This window comes from Micromonospora sp. NPDC047812, from assembly GCF_040704175.1.
Lineage (GTDB): Bacteria > Actinomycetota > Actinomycetes > Mycobacteriales > Micromonosporaceae > Micromonospora.
Window position 1 is genome coordinate 118,095 of the sequence record NZ_JBEYRY010000001.1, and the last position, 19,640, is coordinate 137,734.

Annotated in this window: 20 protein-coding genes; 11 read left to right on the forward strand and 9 right to left on the reverse strand. The window is 75.6% G+C overall.

Annotation, left to right across the window (positions count from 1 at the left end):
* The first annotated feature begins 79 nt into the window (after positions 1-79).
* Both AB0883_RS00530 and AB0883_RS00535 read left to right on the forward strand, forming a co-directional pair.
* Positions 80-781, forward strand: coding sequence for an HU family DNA-binding protein (locus AB0883_RS00530; RefSeq protein WP_366638302.1), 702 nt, complete (start codon positions 80-82; stop codon positions 779-781).
* Between the two features lie 130 nt (positions 782-911).
* Complete coding sequence (locus tag AB0883_RS00535; protein ID WP_366638304.1) at positions 912-2,972, forward strand: endonuclease/exonuclease/phosphatase family protein; 2,061 nt, start codon at positions 912-914, stop codon at positions 2,970-2,972.
* Between the two features lie 102 nt (positions 2,973-3,074).
* Here the strand turns inward: AB0883_RS00535 and AB0883_RS00540 are convergent, their stop codons facing one another.
* From AB0883_RS00540 to cofC, 4 genes are read right to left on the reverse strand one after another with little or no spacing between them, the layout of a single operon-like run.
* Positions 3,075-4,058 carry an NUDIX hydrolase gene (locus AB0883_RS00540; protein ID WP_366638306.1) on the reverse strand — a complete coding sequence of 328 codons (984 nt, stop codon included), beginning with the start codon at positions 4,056-4,058 and terminating at the stop codon, positions 3,075-3,077.
* A gap of 24 nt (positions 4,059-4,082) precedes the next feature.
* Entirely contained in the window at positions 4,083-6,410 is a 2,328-nt protein-coding gene (locus tag AB0883_RS00545; protein ID WP_366638308.1) for an RNA degradosome polyphosphate kinase, read from the reverse strand.
* 53 nt (positions 6,411-6,463) lie between these two features.
* A complete protein-coding gene (locus AB0883_RS00550; RefSeq protein ID WP_233600006.1) occupies positions 6,464-6,661 on the reverse strand; it encodes a cold-shock protein in 198 nt (65 codons plus the stop codon).
* Positions 6,662-6,682: 21 nt separating this feature from the next.
* Positions 6,683-7,318, reverse strand: a complete 636-nt coding sequence (gene cofC / locus AB0883_RS00555; protein WP_366638310.1) for a 2-phospho-L-lactate guanylyltransferase — start codon at positions 7,316-7,318, stop codon at positions 6,683-6,685.
* A gap of 128 nt (positions 7,319-7,446) precedes the next feature.
* On the opposite strand from cofC, the gene AB0883_RS00560 reads away from it, so the two are divergent.
* From AB0883_RS00560 to AB0883_RS00580, 5 genes are all read left to right on the forward strand, one after another.
* Entirely contained in the window at positions 7,447-8,184 is a 738-nt protein-coding gene (locus tag AB0883_RS00560) for a lysophospholipid acyltransferase family protein (RefSeq protein ID WP_366638312.1), read from the forward strand.
* Positions 8,181-9,179, forward strand: coding sequence for an NAD(P)H-dependent glycerol-3-phosphate dehydrogenase (locus tag AB0883_RS00565; protein ID WP_121398994.1), 999 nt, complete (start codon positions 8,181-8,183; stop codon positions 9,177-9,179). The genes AB0883_RS00560 and AB0883_RS00565 overlap by 4 nt, the downstream gene beginning before the upstream one ends.
* Positions 9,180-9,184: 5 nt before the next feature.
* Positions 9,185-10,303, forward strand: a complete 1,119-nt coding sequence (locus AB0883_RS00570; protein WP_366640198.1) for a cystathionine gamma-lyase — start codon at positions 9,185-9,187, stop codon at positions 10,301-10,303.
* Positions 10,300-11,091 carry a putative protein N(5)-glutamine methyltransferase gene (locus AB0883_RS00575; protein WP_366638314.1) on the forward strand — a complete coding sequence of 264 codons (792 nt, stop codon included), beginning with the start codon at positions 10,300-10,302 and terminating at the stop codon, positions 11,089-11,091. Before AB0883_RS00570 ends, AB0883_RS00575 begins: the two co-directional genes overlap by 4 nt.
* Positions 11,092-11,256: 165 nt before the next feature.
* On the forward strand, positions 11,257-12,309 hold the full coding sequence (locus AB0883_RS00580) for an ROK family protein (protein ID WP_366638316.1): 1,053 nt from the start codon (positions 11,257-11,259) through the stop codon (positions 12,307-12,309).
* Positions 12,310-12,573: 264 nt separating this feature from the next.
* Here AB0883_RS00580 and AB0883_RS00585 read toward each other — a convergent pair whose 3' ends face one another.
* Both AB0883_RS00585 and AB0883_RS00590 read right to left on the reverse strand, forming a co-directional pair.
* Positions 12,574-12,774, reverse strand: a complete 201-nt coding sequence (locus tag AB0883_RS00585) for a DUF397 domain-containing protein (RefSeq protein WP_121396135.1) — start codon at positions 12,772-12,774, stop codon at positions 12,574-12,576.
* 4 nt (positions 12,775-12,778) lie between these two features.
* Complete coding sequence (locus AB0883_RS00590; RefSeq protein ID WP_121396134.1) at positions 12,779-13,624, reverse strand: helix-turn-helix transcriptional regulator; 846 nt, start codon at positions 13,622-13,624, stop codon at positions 12,779-12,781.
* A 279-nt stretch (positions 13,625-13,903) separates the two neighbouring features.
* Here AB0883_RS00590 and AB0883_RS00595 point away from each other — a divergent pair, with 279 nt between their 5' ends.
* Positions 13,904-14,122, forward strand: coding sequence for a hypothetical protein (locus tag AB0883_RS00595; protein WP_121396133.1), 219 nt, complete (start codon positions 13,904-13,906; stop codon positions 14,120-14,122).
* A 147-nt stretch (positions 14,123-14,269) separates the two neighbouring features.
* On the opposite strand, the gene AB0883_RS00600 is transcribed toward AB0883_RS00595, so the two are convergent.
* Complete coding sequence (locus AB0883_RS00600) at positions 14,270-15,553, reverse strand: ATP-binding protein (RefSeq protein ID WP_366638318.1); 1,284 nt, start codon at positions 15,551-15,553, stop codon at positions 14,270-14,272.
* Positions 15,554-15,748: 195 nt separating this feature from the next.
* Between AB0883_RS00600 and AB0883_RS00605 the strand changes: the two genes are divergently transcribed.
* A complete protein-coding gene (locus AB0883_RS00605) occupies positions 15,749-16,855 on the forward strand; it encodes a D-alanine--D-alanine ligase family protein (RefSeq protein ID WP_366638320.1) in 1,107 nt (368 codons plus the stop codon).
* A gap of 133 nt (positions 16,856-16,988) precedes the next feature.
* Here AB0883_RS00605 and AB0883_RS00610 read toward each other — a convergent pair whose 3' ends face one another.
* Together AB0883_RS00610 and AB0883_RS00615 are read right to left on the reverse strand one after the other, a co-directional pair.
* Positions 16,989-17,633: a DUF3515 family protein gene (locus AB0883_RS00610; protein ID WP_366638322.1), complete on the reverse strand. Its 645-nt coding sequence runs from the start codon at positions 17,631-17,633 to the stop codon at positions 16,989-16,991.
* A complete protein-coding gene (locus AB0883_RS00615; protein ID WP_091621086.1) occupies positions 17,634-17,867 on the reverse strand; it encodes an Lrp/AsnC ligand binding domain-containing protein in 234 nt (77 codons plus the stop codon).
* Positions 17,868-17,992: 125 nt separating this feature from the next.
* Between AB0883_RS00615 and AB0883_RS00620 the strand changes: the two genes are divergently transcribed.
* Together AB0883_RS00620 and AB0883_RS00625 are read left to right on the forward strand one after the other, a co-directional pair.
* On the forward strand, positions 17,993-18,931 hold the full coding sequence (locus AB0883_RS00620) for a thiamine-phosphate kinase (RefSeq protein WP_121396129.1): 939 nt from the start codon (positions 17,993-17,995) through the stop codon (positions 18,929-18,931).
* Between the two features lie 29 nt (positions 18,932-18,960).
* Positions 18,961-19,428, forward strand: a complete 468-nt coding sequence (locus AB0883_RS00625) for a GNAT family N-acetyltransferase (RefSeq protein ID WP_366638324.1) — start codon at positions 18,961-18,963, stop codon at positions 19,426-19,428.
* Positions 19,429-19,640 lie beyond the last annotated feature (212 nt).

Here is a 19,640-nt window from a genome sequence, read left to right on the forward strand (position 1 = left end):
TTTGTGTCCCGGCAGCACAGGGCATACCGTGCGCGCAGAATGGCTCGCGTCGAGTCAGTTGCACAATCGGGAGGAAGTCGTGAACAAGGCCGAGCTCATCGAGGCGCTCGCCGTTCGCCTGGGGGACCGGAAGACGGCGACGGCCGCGCTCGACGCGGTCCTCGCTGAGGTCCAGGCGGCGGTCACCAAGGGCGAGAAGGTGGCGATCACCGGATTCGGAGCTTTCGAAAAGCGCGTCCGGGGCGCCCGAACAGCGCGCAACCCGCGGACCGGCGAGGCGGTGAAGGTCAAGAAGACATCCGTCCCGACCTTCCGGCCCGGCGCCGGATTCAAGGAGATGGTGGCCAGCGGCAAGGTGCCGAAGGCCACGGCGGCGGCGAAGAAGACCACGGCGGCCGCCGCCAAGACCACGTCCGCCGCCAAGACCACCGCGGCGGCCAAGACGACGGGTGCCAAGGCCACCGGGGCGAAGGCCACCGGGGCCAAGGCCACCGGGGCCAAGGCGGCGGGCGCGAAGGCCACCGGGGCCAAGGCGGCGGGCGCGAAGGCGACCGGGGCCAAGGCGACCGCGGCGGCCAAGAAGGCCCCCGCGGCGAAGGCGACCAAGACCACCGCGGCGAAGAAGGCCGCGACCACCAAGGCCGCCCCGGCGAAGAAGACCACCGCGGCGACCAAGGCCACGGCGGCGAAGAAGACCGCCGCGACGGCGAGCAAGAGCGCGGCGGCGAAGAAGGCGCCGGCGAAGAAGGCGCCGGCCAAGAAGGCCGCGACCAAGCGCTGAACCCAGCGGTACGGCAAGGGCGTCCACCGATGGTGGGCGCCCTTCGCCGTGTCCACCCCCACCCGTTGACCCCGACCGTGCACCGCCCGCAGAATCGCCGCACCCCTTCCGGTCGGCGAAAGGCAGCCCGGTGCGCTACCGCCACCTCACCACCGTCACCCTCGCCCTGGGCGTCGTGCTCCTGGTCGACGTGCTGCGCGTCTTCCTGCCGGCGGTCATCACGATCTTCGGTCAGGCCGCCTCGACCCCCGCCGAACTGCTGGGGGCGTTCGCGTTCGGCTGGTTCCTGCTCGCCCTGGCCGCGCCCGCGCTGATCCGTCGGGTGGGCGCCCGCCCCGTCACGCTCGTCGCCGCGGTGCTGCTGGTCGTGGCGCGGCTCGCCGTCAACGGCCAGCCGGGCGGGCGGCTCCAGCTCTGGCTCGCCACGGCCGGGCTGCTCGCCGGGCTGGTCTGGCTCGCCGGTGTCGCCGCCGGAACCGACCGCCCCGTACCCGGGCTGGCGCTCGGGCTGGCGGTCGGGGCCGTCCTGCACACGGTGCTGGACACGTACCGCTCGGCGTTCTTCGGGGACTGGCCGGCGTGGCTGGCGGCCGTCGGGGTCGCGGGCCTCTTCCTCGCGGGGCAGGCACGGCCCGCGCCGCCGGCCGGCGCGGGCGGCGTACGGAGCTGGCTGCTGGCCGGGCCGGCGCTGCTGCTCGCCGGCATGGTGGCGCTCTCCCCGGCGGTCGCCCGGACGGCGGCGTCGTACCAGTTCGGTCTGCTGCGCTCGGATCCCGCCGACGAGGTGGGCGTGGCCACGGTGCCGTTGTTCGGCCCCGCCCCGCTCGCCGTGGCGGTCGGCGGGTTCCTGCTCGCCGCGCTGGCCCCGCCCCGCCGGGGCGCCTGGCGGTGGCTCGGGCCGGCGGCCCTGGTCGGTGGGGCCGTCCTCGTCGCCCTCGGCCGCGGGGAACTGCTGCTGCCGGCCGTCCTGCTCACCGCCGTCGGTCTCGGCGCGTGCCTGGCGTCGGCCGGCGCGGCCGACGGACGGGGCAACGCCGACGGAGCCCGGACCCAGGTCTCCGACGGCGCCGGGCAGGACCCGGCCCGGGCGGCCAGCGGCGGGCAGGACGCGACCCGGGCGGACGACGGTGGACAGGACCCGGCCCGGGCGGCCGGTGGCGGCCAGGACACGGCCCGGGCGGACGACGGCGGGCCGGGCCCGGCCCGGGCGGCCGGGCGACGCGGGTACGCCGCCGTCGCCGGGATGCTCGTCTTCGCCGTCGCGGCGGTGGTCTACTACTCCGCCTACGACCTCGGCCACCCCAACGCCGGGGTGCCGGTGGCGGTGGCGGTGCTGGTCGCCGCCGTCGCGCTGGCGACCCGGCCCACCCCGGGGCCGGTCCGGTCGCCGCTGCCGCCGGTGTGGACGGCCGCCTCGGCCGCCGTACTGACGCTGCTGGCCGCGGTCGCGAGCGACGAACTGCTGTCCGCGAGCAACCGGGACGGGCCGCCGGAGACGGTGCGGGTGGCGGCGTACAACGTCCGGATGGGCTTCGGGATGGACGGCCGCTTCGACCCGGACGCGCTGGCGCGGGCCGTCGCCGGGGCCGACGTCGTGGCCCTCAGCGAGGTGGACCGGGGCTGGCTGCTCAACGGCGGCCACGACACGCTCGACCTGCTGGCGGAGCGGTTGGACATGCCGTACGTCTTCGCGCCGGCCGCCGACCCGCTCTGGGGCGACGCCGTGCTGAGCCGGTGGCCGCTGGACGCGGCGCGGACCCGGCCGCTGCCGGCGGTCGGCGCGCCCACCGGGGCGCAGGCCCTCGGCGTCACGGTCGATCTCGGCGCGGGCGTCCGTCTCGCGGTGGTCGCGACCCACCTGCAACCGCCGCCCGGCGAGGACCCGGTGGTCCAGGCCCGCGCGGTCGCCGACTTCGCCGTGCGGTACGCGGCCGGCCGGCCCCTGGTGGTCGCCGGCGACCTGAACACCGAACCGGGCGACGCGGCGTTCGCCGAGTTCGCCCGGGCCGGTCTGGTCGACGCGCTGGCCGCCGCCCGCCCGCTGCCGACCAGCCCGGCGGACGCCCCGCGCCAGCAGATCGACCACGTCTTCGTCACGCCCGACCTGGCCGCCGGCGACGCGGCGGCCCCGCGCGGGACGGCCAGCGACCACCTGCCGGTCGCGGTGACGCTGACCCTGCCGCCGGCCTGACCCGTCGCCACCGGGACGGCCGGGCATGTGCCGCAGCCGTTCGATGGCCCGGTCCCGCGCCCCCGTGGCCGACAGGGACGCCCCGGCCCTGCGGTCGCGCGGTCAGAGGCGGTCGCCGGCGAGCAGGCGGTCACCGGCGAAGGAGAGCAGCCAGCCGCCGCCCTTCGGGGTGGTGAAGTCGCCCGGCCGCCCGCTGAGCCGGGCCAGGGCGCCCGGGATCACCTTGCCCTGGCTGCACACCCCCACCGGCTCGCCGGTGGCCGCCAGCGCGGCCAGGCGGGCGGCGGCGGCCAGCGCGCACTCGTCGGGCTGCTGGCCCGGGCGCGGCTCGTCCAGGTCGCCGTCGACCTCGATCGGCAGGTCGAGCAGCGCCGCCGCCGGGTCGAGGGTCTGTACGCAGCGGCGGGCCGAGGCCGACAGCAGGCGTACCGGGCGGACCAGCGCCACCAGCGGGGCGAGCGCGTGGGCCTGTGCCCAGCCCCGGGCGTCGAGCGGCCGGCCGGTGTCCGGGCCCGACCAGGTGGCCCGCTTGCCGGCGTGGGCGTGCCGGACCAGCGCCACCGTCGCGGTGACCGTCGGCAGGGCCGCGAACGCGGCCAGCACCTCGGCGTCGTGCGGGTAGCTGACCAGCCGGATCGCCTCGTCCACGCCGAGCCAGCGCACGTCGTCGACCTCGGTGGCCGGCTGGAAGCCGCCGGTGGCCGCCGCCCGCATCGACCAGTAGTCGACCACCTTCGGGCGGCCCTCGCTGCGGTAGCGCACGGTGGGCAGCCGCACCTGCGGCACCGCCCGGACGTCGGTCTCCTCGGCCACCTCCCGCACGGCGGCGCGCAGCGGATGCTCGCCCGGCTCCAGCTTGCCCTTGGGCAGCGACCAGTCGCCGTAGCGGGGCCGGTGCACGAGGCAGACCAGCAACTCGCCGCCCGGCACGGCGTCCGTGTTCCCCGTGGCCGGCCCCTCGACCGGCCCGGGGTCGTCGGCGGGGCGCCACACCACACCGCCCGCCGCCCGGATCGGGGGCGTGGCGTCGGGGAACCCGACCGACCGGCCCCGGCCGGGGCCGGCCGCGTCCCGCTCATCCAGCATCAGGTCAGCCTATGCGGGTACCGGTCAGCCCGCCGTGCCACCGACGCGACGCAGCAGCAACTCCTGGAGATGGACCCGAGGTTCCTCCGCCGTGCCGGTACGCCGGCTCCAGGTGCCGTCCGCCGCCAGCTCGAACGCGTCCACGTCGGGGCTCATCGCGGCGGTCAGCACGTGGTCCAGCTCGGCCCGGGCGACGGGGTCGCTCACCCGCACCAGCGCCTCGACCCGGCGGTCCAGGTTGCGGTGCATGAGGTCCGCCGAGCCCATCCAGAACTCGGCGTCGCCGTTGTTGCCGAACCGGAAGATCCGGGAGTGCTCCAGGAACCGGCCCAGGATCGAGCGGACCCGGATGTTCTCCGACAGGCCGGGCACCCCCGGCCGCAGCGTGCACATGCCCCGGATCACCAGGTCCACGTGGACGCCGGCCCGGGAGGCCCGGTAGAGCGCGTCCGTGATCTCCTCGTCGACCAGCGAGTTCACCTTGATCTGCACGAGCCCGGGCATGCCCAGCCGCACGTGTGCGATCTCCCGCTCGATCCGTTCGATCAGGCCGCGGCGGATGCCCTGCGGCGCCACCAGCAGCCGGCGGTACGCGGTCTGCCGGCTGTAGCCGGTGAGGACGTTGAACAGGTCGGTCAGGTCGGCCCCGATCTCCGGGTCGGCGGTGAGCATGCCGAAGTCCTCGTAGAGCCGGGCGGTCTTCGGGTGGTAGTTGCCGGTGCCGATGTGGCAGTAGCGGCGGATCTGGTTGCCCTCCTGGCGTACCACCAGGGCGGTCTTGCAGTGCGTCTTGAGCCCGACCAGGCCGTAGACGACGTGGCAGCCGGCGCGTTCCAGCTTGCGCGCCCAGCCGATGTTGGCCACCTCGTCGAAGCGCGCCTTCAGCTCGACCAGCACCACCACCTGCTTGCCGGCGGCCGCCGCGTCGACGAGCGCGTCTACGATCGGGGAGTCGCCGCTGGTGCGGTAGAGGGTCTGCTTGATGGCCAGCACGTCCGGGTCCGCGGCGGCCTGCTCGATGAAGCGCTGCACGCTGGTGGCGAACGAGTGGTACGGGTGGTGCACCAGGATGTCGCCGTCGCGCAGGGTCGCGAAGACGCTGCGCGGCACCTCGCCCTCGGTGAGGCGGGGATGGGTGGCCGGCACGAACGGCGGATCCTTCAGGTCCGGCCGGTCGGCCTCGTCGTAGAGCTGCCAGAGCGCGGAGAGGTCGAGCAGGCCGGGCACCCGCAGCACCTCCTGGTCGTGCATGTCCAACTCGCGCACGAGCAGCTCCAGCACGTGGTCGGAGATCGAGGCGGCCACCTCCAGCCGGACGGGCGGGCCGAACCGGCGCCGGGCCAGCTCCCGTTCCAGGGCCTGGAGCAGGTCCTCGTCGCGGTCCTCGTCGACCTCCACCTCGGCGTTGCGGGTGACCCGGAACAGGTGGCACTCGACCACCTGCATGCCGGAGAAGAGCTGTCCCAGGTGCACCGAGATCAGGTCCTCCACCGGCAGCACCCGTACGCCCGGCAGGCCGCGGTGCACCCGGACGAAGCGGGGCACGTTGTTCGGCACCTTCACCCGGGCGAAGAACTCCGAGCCGCCGTCCGGGTCGCGCACCGCCACCGCCAGGTTGAGCGACCGCCCCGAGATGTACGGGAAGGGGTGCGCCGGGTCCACCGCCAGCGGGGTCAGCACCGGGAAGATCTGCTCCCGGAAGTACGCGCGCAGCCGCTCCCGTTCGGGGTCGTCCAGTTCGGCCCAGCGCAGGATCCGGATGTCCTCGGCGGCCAGCTTCGGCAGCACCTCGTCGGTGAAGCAGGCCGAGTGCCGGGCCACCAGCGTCGCGGCCTTCCCGGCGACCAGCTCCAGCTGGGTGCGCAGCGGCATCCGGTCCCCGCCGCGTACCGGCAGGCCGGCCTGGAGGCGGCGCTTCAGCCCGGCGACGCGCACCATGTAGAACTCGTCGAGGTTGCTGGCGAAGATGGCCAGGAACTTGGCCCGCTCCAGCAGCGGCGTGCGCGGGTCCTCCGCGAGCGCCAGCACCCGGGCGTTGAAGTCGAGCCAGGAGAGCTCCCGGTTGAGGAAACGGTCCTCCGGCAGCGGCTCCGCCGCGGGGGGCTCGTCCCCGAGGTCGGGCGCGGGCGGCGTCGCCGCCGCTTCGGCGGGCGGGCCGGGCGTCGGGTCCAGCACCTCCTCCAGGCCGGCGGAGGCGCTCGCCGCGTCGGTCCCGGCGGCGTCCGGCGCGGAGCCTCCGGCGGCTGCGTCGGCGTGGAACCGGCCGTCGGCGCCCCGGGACCGGGTGCCGTTGCGGGGTGTGGCCGGGTCGGTGGACGGTCGGTTGGCGGGGTGCTTGCGAGGGGTGCTCACCCGCCCATAATCACCCGGATGCGGTTAACGCAAAATGAACTTCGACCAGCCGCTCAGGCCATCGTCGGCAATGTCACCCGGACCACCGCGCCGGTGGCGTCGGTCTCGACGCGCAGCCGCTGGCCGAGGCGGAGCAGCCGCAGGCCGGAGGCGTCGAACGCCCGGGCCGGGAAGGCCAGCTCGGTGCCGTCGTCGAGGAGCAGCGTCCCGCTGCGGGTCGCCGCGTCGTAGGTGGCCACCGTGCCCTGCATGCCCCGCACGCTACACGCCCCTCAGGCCGGGCAGCCGGCGGCGGCCAACGCGGCCGTGCGGGGCCCCAGCCCGAGCCGGGCCGCCGCCGCCAGGTCGTCGGCGGTGTCGACGTCCCGACGCAGGCTCGGCCAGTCCCCGGTGAGGGCGAGCGCCCCGCTCGCGGCGTGCGCGTCGGCCGAGCCGGCCCCGAAGCGGGGATCCAGGGCCACGCCCGGCGGCGCGGCCAGCAGCACGGTGCCCTGGCCGGGGGCGTCGGCCACGTACCGGCGTACGCCCGGGGGCGCGGCCTGCGCCGCCCGCAGCGCCGCCGCCAGCTCGACCGGGCGCAGCGCGGGTAGGTCGGCGGTGAGCCCGGCCACCCAGCCGCCGCCCGCGGCCGACGCGCCGTGCCGGAAGGCGGCGTTCAGCCCGGCGCCGGGGGCGTCGGGCAGCGTCCGGGCGCCCGCGCGGCGGGCGGCCTCGGCCACCCGGGCGTCGTCGGTGACGACCAGCACCCCGGCCACCGCCGGGCAGGCCCGCACGGCGGCGACCGTGTCGGCGGCCAGGGCCAGCGCAAGTTCCTCGTGCGGTACGCCCGGCAGCGCCCCCCGCAGCCGGCTCTTCGCGGCGGCGAGGCGCTTCACGGGCACCACCACGGTCCACCTCGGCTGACTCACACCGCCATCCTGCCAGCCGTACGGCGGTACCCTCTCTGGCCGGACCCGGGTCGAGCAGGCATGATTTCCGCTGCGGGCGTCACCGGGTGCGGATCCGGTGCGGGGCGGGGCGGCACGAGGAGGCGCGGGTGACACGGCGGAGGCTGGGGTTCTGGCAATGGTTCGCCGTGGTGCTGGTCAAGCCGGTGATGACCGTCTGGACCCGGCGCACCTGGCGCGGCATGGAGCACCTGCGTCGCGACGGCGGCGTGATCATCGTGCCGAACCACATCTCGCACGCCGACCCGCTCGTCGCGGCGCACTTCGTCTACGACTCCGGCCGCTGGCCGCAGTTCCTCGGCAAGGCCAGCGTGTTCCGGGTCCCGGTGATCGGTTGGATCCTGCACCGGTGCCGGCAGATCCCGGTCGAGCGGAACACGGTGGACGCGGTGCGGTCGCTGGAGCACCTCGTCGCCGCGCTCGACCAGGGCGGCGCCGTGGTGATCTACCCGGAGGGCACCATCACCCGCGACCCGGAGCTGTGGCCGATGAAGGGCAAGACCGGCGCCGCCCGGCTCGCGCTCGCCACCGGGGCGCCGGTCGTCCCGGTCGTCATGTGGGGCCCCGAGCGGATCTTCGACCCGCGCCGGTCCCGACTGAACCCGCGCCCCCGGATCCCGGTGACCGTGGTCGCCGGGCCGCCCGTCGACCTGGGCCGGTGGGCCGGGGCGACCCCGACGAAGGCCGTCCTCGAGGAGATGACCGACACCATCATGCTGCGCCTTCGTGACATGCTCACCGAGATCCGGGGCGGCACCCCGCCACCACTGTGGGAACGGACGGCCCGCCCTGCCGGCGAGCGGCGGCGGCCGGGGGCGGCGGCGTGAGCGGGCACGTCGCGGTCCTGGGTGCCGGCTCGTGGGGCACCGCGTTCGCCAAGATCCTCGCCGACGCCGGTCGGGACGTCACCGTCTGGGCCCGCCGGCAGGCGGTCGCCGACACGATCCGCGCCGAGCGGCGCAACCCGGAGTACCTGCCGGACGTGCTGCTGCCGTCCCGGGTCACGGCGACCGGGGACGCGGCCGAGGCGATCACCGGGGCGGAGGTGGTGGTGCTGGCCGTGCCGTCGCAGACGCTGCGCGGCAACCTGGCCGAGTGGACCGCGCACCTGCACCCGGACGCCACCCTCGTGTCGCTGATGAAGGGCATCGAGCTCGGCACCACCAGGCGGATGAGCGAGGTGATCGTGGAGACCGCCGGGGTGGCGGCGGACCGGGTGGTGGTGGTCTCCGGCCCCAACCTGGCCCCGGAGATCGCCGCCGAGCAGCCCGCCGCGACCGTGGTCGCCTGCACCGACGCCGACCGGGCGACGCTGGTGCAGCGCTCGATCACCACGCCCTACTTCCGCCCGTACACCAACGACGACGTCATCGGCTGCGAGCTGGGTGGCGCGGTGAAGAACGTGATCGCCCTGGCGTACGGCATCGCCGTGGCGATGGGCTTCGGCGACAACACCCGGGCCATGCTCGTCACCCGGGGACTGGCCGAGACGGCCCGGCTCGGGGTGGCCCTGGGCGCCGACCCGCTCACCTTCGCCGGCCTGGCGGGGATGGGCGACCTCGTCGCGTCCTGCTCGTCACCGCTGGCCCGTAACCGCACCTTCGGCGAGCACCTGGGCCGGGGCGCGACCCTGGAGGAGGCCCGCGTCGCCACCCGGCAGACCGCCGAGGGCGTCAAGAGCGCGCTGGCCCTGCGCGACCTGGCCCGGGCGCACGCGGTGGAGATGCCGATCACCGAGCAGGTCGAGCTGGTCTGCCACGAGGGCATGGACCCGCGCCTCGCCGTCGAGGCGCTGATGAGCCGCACCACCAAGCCGGAGTGAGCGACATGCCCGAGCACCAGGACGGCACCCGCTGCGTCCGCGCCGGCCTGCCCGAGCCGGCTCCCGGCCAGCCGTTCCTGCCCGGGCCGGTGTTCGCCGCGCCGTACCACCTGGACCCGTGGGCGGGGCCGGCGGCGGCGCCCGACGGCTACGGCCGGCCGGACAACCCCACCCGGCGGCTGCTGGAGGCGGCGGTCGGGGAGCTGGAGGGGGGCGACTGCCGGGTCTTCGCCAGCGGGCAGGCCGCGATCACCGGGCTGCTGCTGACGGTGCTGAGGCCGGGGGACACCGTGGTGCTCCCGTCGGACGGGTACTTCGCCGTCCGGGCTTTCGCCGCCGACACGCTGGAGGGCATCGGCGTACGGGTGCTCCTCGCCCCGACCGCCGGCCCGCACCCGGCCTTCGACGGCGTACGCCTGGTGCTGCTGGAGACCCCGGCCAACCCGGGCCTGGACGTCGCCGACGTGGCGGCGTTGGCCGCCCGGGCGCACGCCGCCGGCGCCCTGGTCGCGGTCGACAACACCACGGCGACGCCGCTCGGGCAGCGCCCGCTCGACCTGGGCGCCGACGTCGTGGTGGCCTCCGGCACGAAGGCCCTCACCGGGCACTCCGACCTGCTGCTCGGCTACGTCGCGACCCGCTCGGCCGAGCTGCGGGACGCGGTCACCGCCTGGCGGAACCTCACCGGGGCGGTGCCGGGCGCGTTCGACGCCTGGCTCGCGCACCGGTCGCTGGCCACCCTGGACCTGCGGCTGGCCCGGCAGACCGCGAACGCGCAGGCCCTCGCCGAGCTGCTCGCGGGGCGCGACGACGTGACCGGGCTGCGCTGGCCCGGGCTGCCCGGCGACCCGGCCCACGCGGTGGCGTCGGTCCAGATGCGACGGGTCCCCGGGGTGCTCTGCTTCGACCTCGGCGACGCCGGGCGGGTGGCGCGGTTCCTCGACGCGGCCCGGCTGGTGGCCGCGGCCACCTCCTTCGGCGGCCTGCACACCACCGCCGACCGGCGGGCCCAGTGGGGCGACGACACCCCGCCCGGCTTCGTCCGGCTCTCCTGCGGGGTCGAGGACGCCGTCGACCTGGTCGCCGACGTGGCCGCCGCGCTGGACGCGAGCCGCGGCGCGTGACGGTCGTTCCGTTCCGCCCCGACCGGCCCGCCCTCGTGCACCGGCTGCGCGCCGCCGGCTGCGTCTACGCCGAGGACGAGGCCGAACTGCTGATCGCCGCCGCCGACTCGGCCGAGGCGCTGGCCGGCCTGGTGGACCGCCGGGTCGCCGGGCTGCCGTTGGAGCACGTGCTCGGCTGGGCCGAGTTCTGCGGCGAGCGGATCGCCGTCGACCCGGGTGTGTTCGTGCCGCGTGCGCGTACCGCCCTGTTGGTCGACGCCGCCGTCGCGGTGACCGACCCGGCGGCGGCCGTGGTGGACCTGTGCTGCGGCTCCGGCGCCACCACGGTGGCGCTGGCCCGCCGGCTCGCGCCGCGCTGGCTGGCCGCCGCCGACCTGGACCCCGCCGCCGTGGCCTGCGCGCGGCGCAACCTCGACCCGCTGGCCGTGCCGGTCTTCCAGGGCGACCTGTACGACCCGCTGCCGGCGCGCTGGCGGGGCCGGCTGGACCTGGTGCTGGCCAACGCCCCGTACGTGCCGACGGCGGCGGTGGCGCTGATGCCGCCGGAGGCCCGGCTGCACGAGGCGCCGGTGGCCCTCGACGGCGGGTCGGACGGGCTGGCGGTGCTGCGGCGGGTCGCCGAGGGTGCGACGCGCTGGCTGGCCCCGGGCGGGCACCTGGTGGTGGAGGCGGGGGAGACGCAGGTGGACGCCCTGCTGGCGGCGCTGACGGCCGTGGGACTGCACCCGTGGGTGACCCGGGACGAGGACCGGGACGCCACCGCCGTCACGGCCCGCCGCCCGGGCTGACCCGCAACGCCGCCCCGCGCCCGGCCGCCATCCCGCGCCGCCCGTCACCCGACCCCCACCGCGACCCGGCCGCCACCGTCGCCCCGGCGTCGGCTGCGCGGCCTGGCCGGGGCGGGGAAGGGGAACTAGCCTCACGGCAGGCGTGGCGGCGGAAGGCGGGTTGTCGTGGGTGGTGCGGACGTGCCGGTGGTCGTCGGGCTGGACAACGGGGGCACCAGCAACAACGCCACGGTGCTCACCGTGGACGGCCGGTTCCTCGTGGACGGTCTGGTGGAGAACCCGAGCGAGGTGCGCGCCGGCCCGGCGGCGGCGATCGAGGCGCTGGCCCGCGCGTTCGACGGGGTGCTGGCGCTGACCGGGGTGCCCCGCGCGGCGGTGCGCGCGGTCGGGCTGGACACGCCGGGCCCGGCGAGCGCCACCGGCGTGATCTCCTCCCGCGGGTCGACCAACTTCTCCCAGCCGGCCTGGCGCGGCTACGACGTGCGTACCGCGCTGGAACGGCGGCTCGGGCTGCCGGTGGTCTACCACAACGACGGGAACGCCGCCGCGCTCTACGCCCACCACGCGCACTTCGGCGCGGAGGCGATGCGCCGCTCGTCGGTGTCGGCCATCGTCGGCACGGGGCTGGGCGGCGGTGTGGTCGAGGCGGGCCGGGTGGTCGCCGGGGCGGCCGGGATGGCCGGCGAACTGGGTCACGTGCACATCCCGCTGACCGGGCTGCTCGCGCAAGACCAGCCGGTGCCCACGTGCGCCTGCGGCTTCGCCGGGGACGCGGAGAGCGTCGCCTCGCTGACCGCCATCGGGCGGAACCTGCTGCCGTACTGGCTGGGTCGGTTTCCCGACCACCCGCTGGCCGTCGAGCCGCCGGAGCGGGCGGCGAAGCTGGTCCGGGGCTACGGGGAGCGCGGCGACGCGTTGGCCCGGAAGGTGTTCACCCAGCAGGCGATGGCGCTGGGTCGACTCTTCACCGTGGCGGCCAACTTCACCGATCCGCACGCGTACTTCGTCGGGGGCGGGGTGGTGGAGGCAGCCCCGCAGTTCCGGGACTGGTTCCTCGCGACCGTGCGCGAGCACACCGTGCTGCGCGAGGAGCAGGCCGCGTCGGCCACCTTCGCCCTGGTGCCCGAGCGGGACATGGCCGGTGCCCGGGGGGTGGCCATCGCGGCGCTGGAGGCGTTGCGCGCCGGCCCCGCGCCGCGCCCGGTGGTCGCGGGCTGACCCGTCGCTCTCCGCCGCGCAGACCGTCCACCGCCCCTGCCCGGGCAGACGAAGGGCCGCAAGCCCGCCTCGGCCGCCACCCAGGACCGCAAGCACGCACCCGCGGCCGGCACGACGGTGGACCCGCGGCCGGCGCGACTGCCGGGCGGCGGCACCGACCCCCGCCGGGCGGCGGCCCCACCGGCTCCCAACGGTGGGACCGCCGCCGGCGAGGCACCGGCGCGACAGGGTCAGCGGGCGCGCCGGCGCCTCCGGAGGGGGAGGTCAGTGCCCGGGCGGCGCCCCGACGAAGGCGGCCCAGGCGGCCGGCGGGAAGAGCAGCGCGGGGCCGGACGGGTCCTTGGAGTCGCGGACGGCGACCGTGCCCGGGACCACCGCCATCTCCACGCACGCCCCCTCGTCGCCGCTGCGGCTGCTCTTGCGCCACCGCGCCACGGCCAGCGCCGCGCTGATCGTCGGTGTCATGGTCCTACCGTCCCTTCAGGAGTTGGAGGAGCTGGTCGCGGCTGTCCGCCGGGCTGAGCGCGACGGTCCGCAGATGCTCCATGATCTTGGTGCAGGTACGCAGGTCGCCCGGTCGGTCGAGGACCATCTGTCCGGCCACCGTCTCCACCGAGGCGATGATCGGATCCTCCGGGTCTGCGAACTCCAGGATGTGCAGCGAGCCCCGGGTGCCCCGGTGGTAGCCGGCGGCGAGCGGGATCACCTGGACCGTGATGTTGGGCAGCTCGCCCATCTTGACCAGATGGTGCAGTTGCGACTCCATCACCGACCGGTCGCCGACGGGCCGCAGCAGCGCGCCCTCGTCGATGATGGCGTCCAGGATCGGCGGCTGGTCACTGATGAGCCGCTGCTGCCGGTCGAGCCGGAACTGGACCCGCTGCTCCACCTCGTCGTCGCGGAGGGTGTGCGGGCCGCCGCGCATCACGCCCCGGACGTAGTCGGCGGTCTGCAACAGTCCCGGCACGACGGAGGGCTCGAAGTTGGCGATGCCGGTGGCCTCGGCCTCCAGCGCGATGAAGTCGATGGTGCGCCGGTCCAGCAGGTGCGAGTACGACACCCACCAGCCGGGCTTGCGGGCGTCCTTGGCGAGCTGCACGGCGGCGGCGACCTCGTCCGCGCCGACCCCGTAGAGGGTGAGCAGGGCGCGCACGGTGGCGGGACTGACCAGCGTCTGCGCGTTCTCGTAGCGGGACAGGGTGCTGCGGGTGCTGCTGATCTCGTCCGCCGCCGCCTCCAGCGTGAGGCCGGCGGCTTCCCGGTGGGTGCGCAGCGCGATGCCCAGTCGCCGGGCACGGGCGGTCTTCGGAGCCATGCATCGATCGTCGCACATCTTCCCGGGAAGGTGTAGATGAGAGAACGTCGATGAGAGTTGCATTCATGGCTGTGGACATGTCAATCTGTCATCGCGTCCTCACCGCCGGTTGTCGTGGCGACGGTGGTGGTGAGTGACCGGAGGGGATGGGGCGCGCGGCGATCGGGTTTCTCCCCCGTACCCGATCGCCGCGTGCCATCCCCCGTGGCCCGCCAGCCGGAAGGGACTCGACGTGCGTACTGCCCGACAGGCCCGCACCGACCGCCCCGGCGGGCACCGATGACGCGGTTCCTGGTGGTCCTCACCGACGTGCGACCGGCCGAGGGCGCCGGCCGCGACGAACGCAACTGTCCCGAGCGCCGCCGTCAGGTGGTCGGGGCGAGCAGCCGGGAGGCGGCGGACCGGATCGCGGGCGCGTTCATGGCGCTGGGCATGGTGCGGGCCGGCCGGCAACGGGTGAAGGTGATCGCCATCGGCCGGCGGCACGCGCGCGGCTGACGCCGCCGGGGGCGGTGCGGTCGCCGGAGGCGGCCCCGCCGGGTGGAAGGGCCGCCCGGCAGGAGGCCCGGCCCGGCGGGAGGCGCGGCCCGGCGCCCCGCCGGGCCGTCCGGCGTCGAACGCGTCGAGCAGCGCGGGCGGCCCGCGTCAGAGCATCTTGCGCCGCTTCAGGTAGGCGACCAGGTCGTCGTAGACGCCCCCCTCGTTGGCGAACATCGCCACGTTGCGGGCGGTGGCCATCCACGGCTTCGTCGACGGCCGGACCTCCTTGACCGCCCGCTCCAGGTCCCGGTGCTCGATCATCCGCACCTCGCCGGTGCGTACCGAGTCGGCCATCGCGAACTCGGCGGCCGTCTCGCAGAGGTGGGCCAGGTCGGCGCCCGAGTAGTCCTCGGTGGCCGCGACGATCTTCCGCAGGTCGATCCCCGCGATCGGCCGCTCCCGCAGGTGGTACTCCAGGATGGAGCGGCGCGCCTCCGCGTCCGGCGGCAGCACCAGCACCACCCGGTCGAGCCGCCCGGGCCGGCGCAGCGCCGGGTCGACGTCCCACGGGGTGTTGGTGGCGGCCAGCACGAAGACCCCCTCGTTGCTGCCCTCCATCCCGTCCAGCTCCGCCAGCAGCTGGTTGCCCAGCGTCCGCATCGAACTGGAGCCGACCTGCGAGCGCTTGTGCCCCAGCGCGTCGACCTCGTCCAGGAAGAGCACGCACGGCGCGTTGCGGCGGGCCGCCTGGAACAGCTCGTGCAGGTTGCGCTCCGAGTTGCCCATCCACATGTCCAGCACGTCGACGATGGAGAGCGAGATGAACTTCGCGCCCATCTCCCCGGCGACCGCGCGGGCCAGGAACGTCTTGCCGCAGCCGGGCGGGCCGTAGAGCATCAGGCCGCCACGGAGGCTCTTGCCGTACATCCTGCGCAGTTCCGGGTTGCGCAGCGGGCCGAGGAAGGCCAGCTCCAGCCGCTCCTTGACCGCCGACATGCCGCCCACGTCGGCCAGCCGGATGCCGGAGGCCTCCACGTCGTACACCCGGTCGGAATCGCCGGCGACCGGCTCTGGCTCGTCGCCGGCGCGGGCGAACCGTGGCGGCACGACGTCGGCCAGTTCCTGCTCGTAGGCGGCGAGGGGATCGTGGTCGGCGGTCGCGGCGGAACCGCCGGGCCCGGCCGGCGCCGGGCGCTGCGCCGGCGGTCGCGGGTCCGCTGGGGGCGGCGTCGGCGGCGGGGGTACGGAGCCGCCCAGCGCCCGCTGCATCAGCACCTGCGCCTGGCCGTTGCCCGGATCCCGGGCGAGGGCCTGCCCGACCTGCGCGATCGCCTCCCCGGCCCGGCCGGCGTCCAGCAGCAGCGCGGCCAGGTGCAGGCGCAGCGGCAGGTCGTCGGGGCGGGCGTCCAGGGCCGCCGTCAGGGACTCGATGAGGGGATCAGCGCTCATAGGACGTGCAGCGTAGTGGGCGCCCGGTGCCGTCACCGCCCCGTACGGGCGATTACGGAACGTATATCCTTTGTTGACCGAATGCCCCGGCGCTTCGGCTGTCCCCGGGTATCGGCAACCGGCGCCCGCCACGCACAGTAAGGTCAACCGGGTGAGCGCCACGACCGGAGCAGTCGCGTACGAAGAGGTGACGCAGTGACCACCCCAGGCAGGACCCGCGTGGCGATCGTGTTCGGCGGCCGCAGCCCGGAGCACGGCATCTCCTGCGTCAGCGCCGGCAGCGTCCTCGGCGCCCTCGACCCGGACGAGTTCGAGGTGGTGCCGGTGGGCATCACCCGGGCCGGCCAGTGGGTGCTGACCAGCGGCGACCCCGGCCAGTTGGCGATCAACGCGCGCCGGCTGCCGGAGATCACGGCCGAGTCCGGCACCGACATCGTGCTGCGCGCCGACCCGACCGGCAACGGGCTCATGGTGCTCGACCCCACCGAGGGTCCCCGGGCTCTCGCCGACGTCGACGTGGTCTTTCCGGTGCTGCACGGCGCCTACGGCGAGGACGGCACCATCCAGGGCATGCTGGAGATGGCCGGCATCCCCTACGTCGGGGCGAACGTCTTCGCCTCCGCCGCGGCCATGGACAAGGAGTTCACCAAGAAGCTCTGCGCCGCCGAGGGCATCCCGGTGGGCCCGTACGCGGTGCTGCGCAACGGGATGACGCTGAGCGAGGCGGACAAGGAGCGACTCGGCCTGCCGGTCTTCGTGAAGCCGTCCCGGGCCGGTTCGTCGTTCGGCATCAGCAAGGTCGACGACTGGGCGGACCTGGACGCGGCGGTCGCCACCGCCCGCGGCATCGACCCGAAGGTGCTGATCGAGGGCGCGATCGTGGGCCGCGAGATCGAGTGCGGCGTGCTGGAGGGCGAGGCCGGCGGCGCGCCGGAGGCGTCCGTGCTCGCCGAGGTGCGGGTGGTCGGCGACTACGACTTCTACGACTTCGAGGCGAAGTACATCGACTCCGAGTCCGCCTGCGAGTACGACATCCCCGCCGGCCTGCCGGAGCGGGTGACCCGGCAGATCCAGGAGTACGCGGTCCGCGCCTTCACCGCGCTCGACTGCGCCGGGCTGGCCCGGGTCGACTTCTTCGTCACCCCGGAGCTGGACGTCTACCTCAACGAGATCAACACCATGCCCGGCTTCACCCCGACGTCGATGTTCCCGCGGATGTGGGCGGCGTCCGGGCTGGAGTACCCGAAGCTGGTCAACCGCCTCATCCGCACCGCGCTGCACCGCGGCGTCGGCCTGCACTGAGCCGCTCGCGCGGGAAGGGGCACCCCGATCGGCGCCGGCCCGGTGCGCTGGGCGCCTTCCCGGCGGCCCGGTGCAACGGGAGGACGCCCCTCCCGGCCCCTGCCCGCGTACGCGGGCAGGGGCGGGCAAGGTGTCAGGCGCGGCAGCCGCTCGGGGTGTCGGCGACGGAGGGCACCGAGGCCACGATCGTGTCCGAGACGGGGGCCACCCACTGCAACCCCTGCCCGTAGAAGTGCGGCACGCGGACCGTGACGGCGGTCTCCCGGTCCATGGTGGTGAGCACGGTGGCGTCGCGTTCCTCGCTGGCGTACCAGCAGACCCGGTTGACCGTCCAGACGTGGTCGGTGTCGCCGACGGCCGGCTTGGCCCCGCCGCAGGCGACGGTGACCGCCGGGTCGCCGTACGCGGCGTTCTGTTCCGGGCCGGCCGTGACCGGGCGCTGGGGGAGGTCGTTGACCGTGGGCGGCAACTGCGAGAGCAGGGCCCGGCAGACCGTGGCGGGCCGTTCGGCCAGCGCCGGCGCGGCCATCTCGACCGGGGCGGTGGAGCGCGGGCCGGCGCTGGTGGCGGTCGCGCTCGGCGTGGCGGCCGGCTCGGCCCGCTCGTCGGGGGAGAGTTGGGCGAACGCGAGCCCGCCCACCAGCACGGTGACCGGCAGCGCGACCAGTGTCGCGATCAGCGCGGCGCCGCGGGTCGTGCGGTCGCGGACCGGCCGGTCGGGGGCCACCTCGTCCGGCTGGGCGGAATCGGTCACGGGAGAGTCAGTGATCTTGTCCACTTACAGGCGCACCACCGAACACGTGAGGGTGCGGGTGATGCCGGGCACCATCTGCACGTTGCTGACGATGAGTTTGCCGAGCTCGTCGACGGTGTTCGCCTCGGTGAGCACGACCACGTCGTACGGCCCGGTGACGGCGTCGACGCGCACCACGCCGGCAAGGTCCGAGATGAGACCGGCCACGTCACGCGCCCGGCCGACCTCGGTCTGGATGAGGATGTACGCCTGTACCACGACTCGACCTCCGTCCGTCGCCGCTCTGGAGCGGCCCGAAGGGAGAAAGTACCTTACGGACCAGGTCTGATCCCTATCGGTGGTCAAGGAGAAGCGGTGAGCGAGCAGGACGGCGGAGGGCCGGCATGAGTGTCGCGGGGGTCGGCGAGTTCGGCCTGATCGACCGGGTGACCGCCCGGTTGTCGTACGGATCGACCGTTCTGCTCGGTCCCGGGGACGACGCGGCGGTGGTGGCCGCCCCGGACGCCCGGGTCGTGGCCTCGACCGACGTGCTGGTGGAGGGGCGGCACTTCCGGCGGGACTGGTCCGGCGCGCGTGACGTCGGCCACCGGGCGGCGGCGGCCAACCTGGCCGACATCGCCGCGATGGGGGCGCAGCCGACCGCGCTGCTGGTCGCGCTCTGCATGCCGCCCGAGCTGGCGCCCGGGTGGGCCGAGGAACTGGCCGACGGGCTCGCCGCCGAGGCGGCGAAGGTCGGCGCGAGCGTGGTGGGCGGGGACATGTCGGCCAGCCCGACGTTGACGATCGCGGTCACCGCCCTCGGCGACCTCGGCGGCCGGCCGCCGGTGACGCGTTCCGGCGCGCGGCCCGGGGACGTGCTGGCCCTGGCCGGCCGCACCGGGTACGCGGCGGCCGGGCTGACCGTGCTCTCCCGGGGCTTCCGCACGCCCCGGCTGCTGGTCGAGGCGTACCGGCGGCCCGAGGTGCCCTACCCGGCGGGACCGCACGCCGCCCGGCTCGGCGCCACCGCCATGATCGACGTGTCGGACGGGCTGCTCGCCGACCTCGGGCACGTGGCGAAGGCCAGCGGGGTCGCCGTGGACGTGCGCCGGGACGCCTTCGAGGTGCCCCGGCAGATGCGCGACGCCGCCCAGGCGCTCGGCGTCGACCCGTACTCCTGGCTCCTCGCCGGGGGCGACGACCACGCGTTGGCCGCGACCTTCCCGTCGGCGGTGGCGCTGCCTGCCGACTGGCGCCCGATCGGGCGGGTGACGGCGGGCTCGGGCGTCACGGTCGACGGGCGGCCGTACGACGGACCCGCCGGCTGGGACCACTTCCGGTAAGGGCTGATCAGCGTCGTACCCTTTACTCCGTGAGTGAGATCGAGATTCGGGTCGAGCGCTTCGACTCGCCGGTGGCGCAGCGGCTGATCCGCGCCGCGCTGGCCGACCTCGGCGCCCGGTACGGCGGCAGCGGCGACGAGACCCCGGTCGACCCGGGCGAGTTCGAGCCGCCCGCCGGGGCCTTCCTCGTCGCCCACCTCGGCGGCGAGCCGGTCGGCTGCGGCGGCTGGCGCAGCCACGGTGACGAGGGCGACACCGCCGAGCTGAAGCGGATGTACACCGCGCCGGCGGCCCGGGGCCGGGGCGTGGCCCGGGCGGTGCTGGCGGCCGTGGAGCGGTCGGCCCGGGAGCACGGGCGCAAGCGGATCGTCCTGGAGTGCGGCGACAAGCAGCCCGAGGCCGTCGCCATGTACACGGCGGCCGGCTACGAGCGCATCCCGAACTTCGGCTACTACCGGGACGCCCCGGGCTGCATCTCCTTCGCCCGCACGCTCTGATCCGTCCCGCGCCGGGGCCCGTCCGGGCTCCCGGCGCGGCCCACTTCGACCGGGCCGCGCCGCGCGCGGAGGGGCGTCGGGCGGCCCACCGCCGGAGTGTCGTCGTGCTGGCGTTGTCGGCCGTGGCCGCCGGGACGACGGACGCTCACCCCGGTGCCCGGGCCGGTCGCCGGGCCCGGCAACGAGCCGCGGACCGCGTCGCCCGGACACGA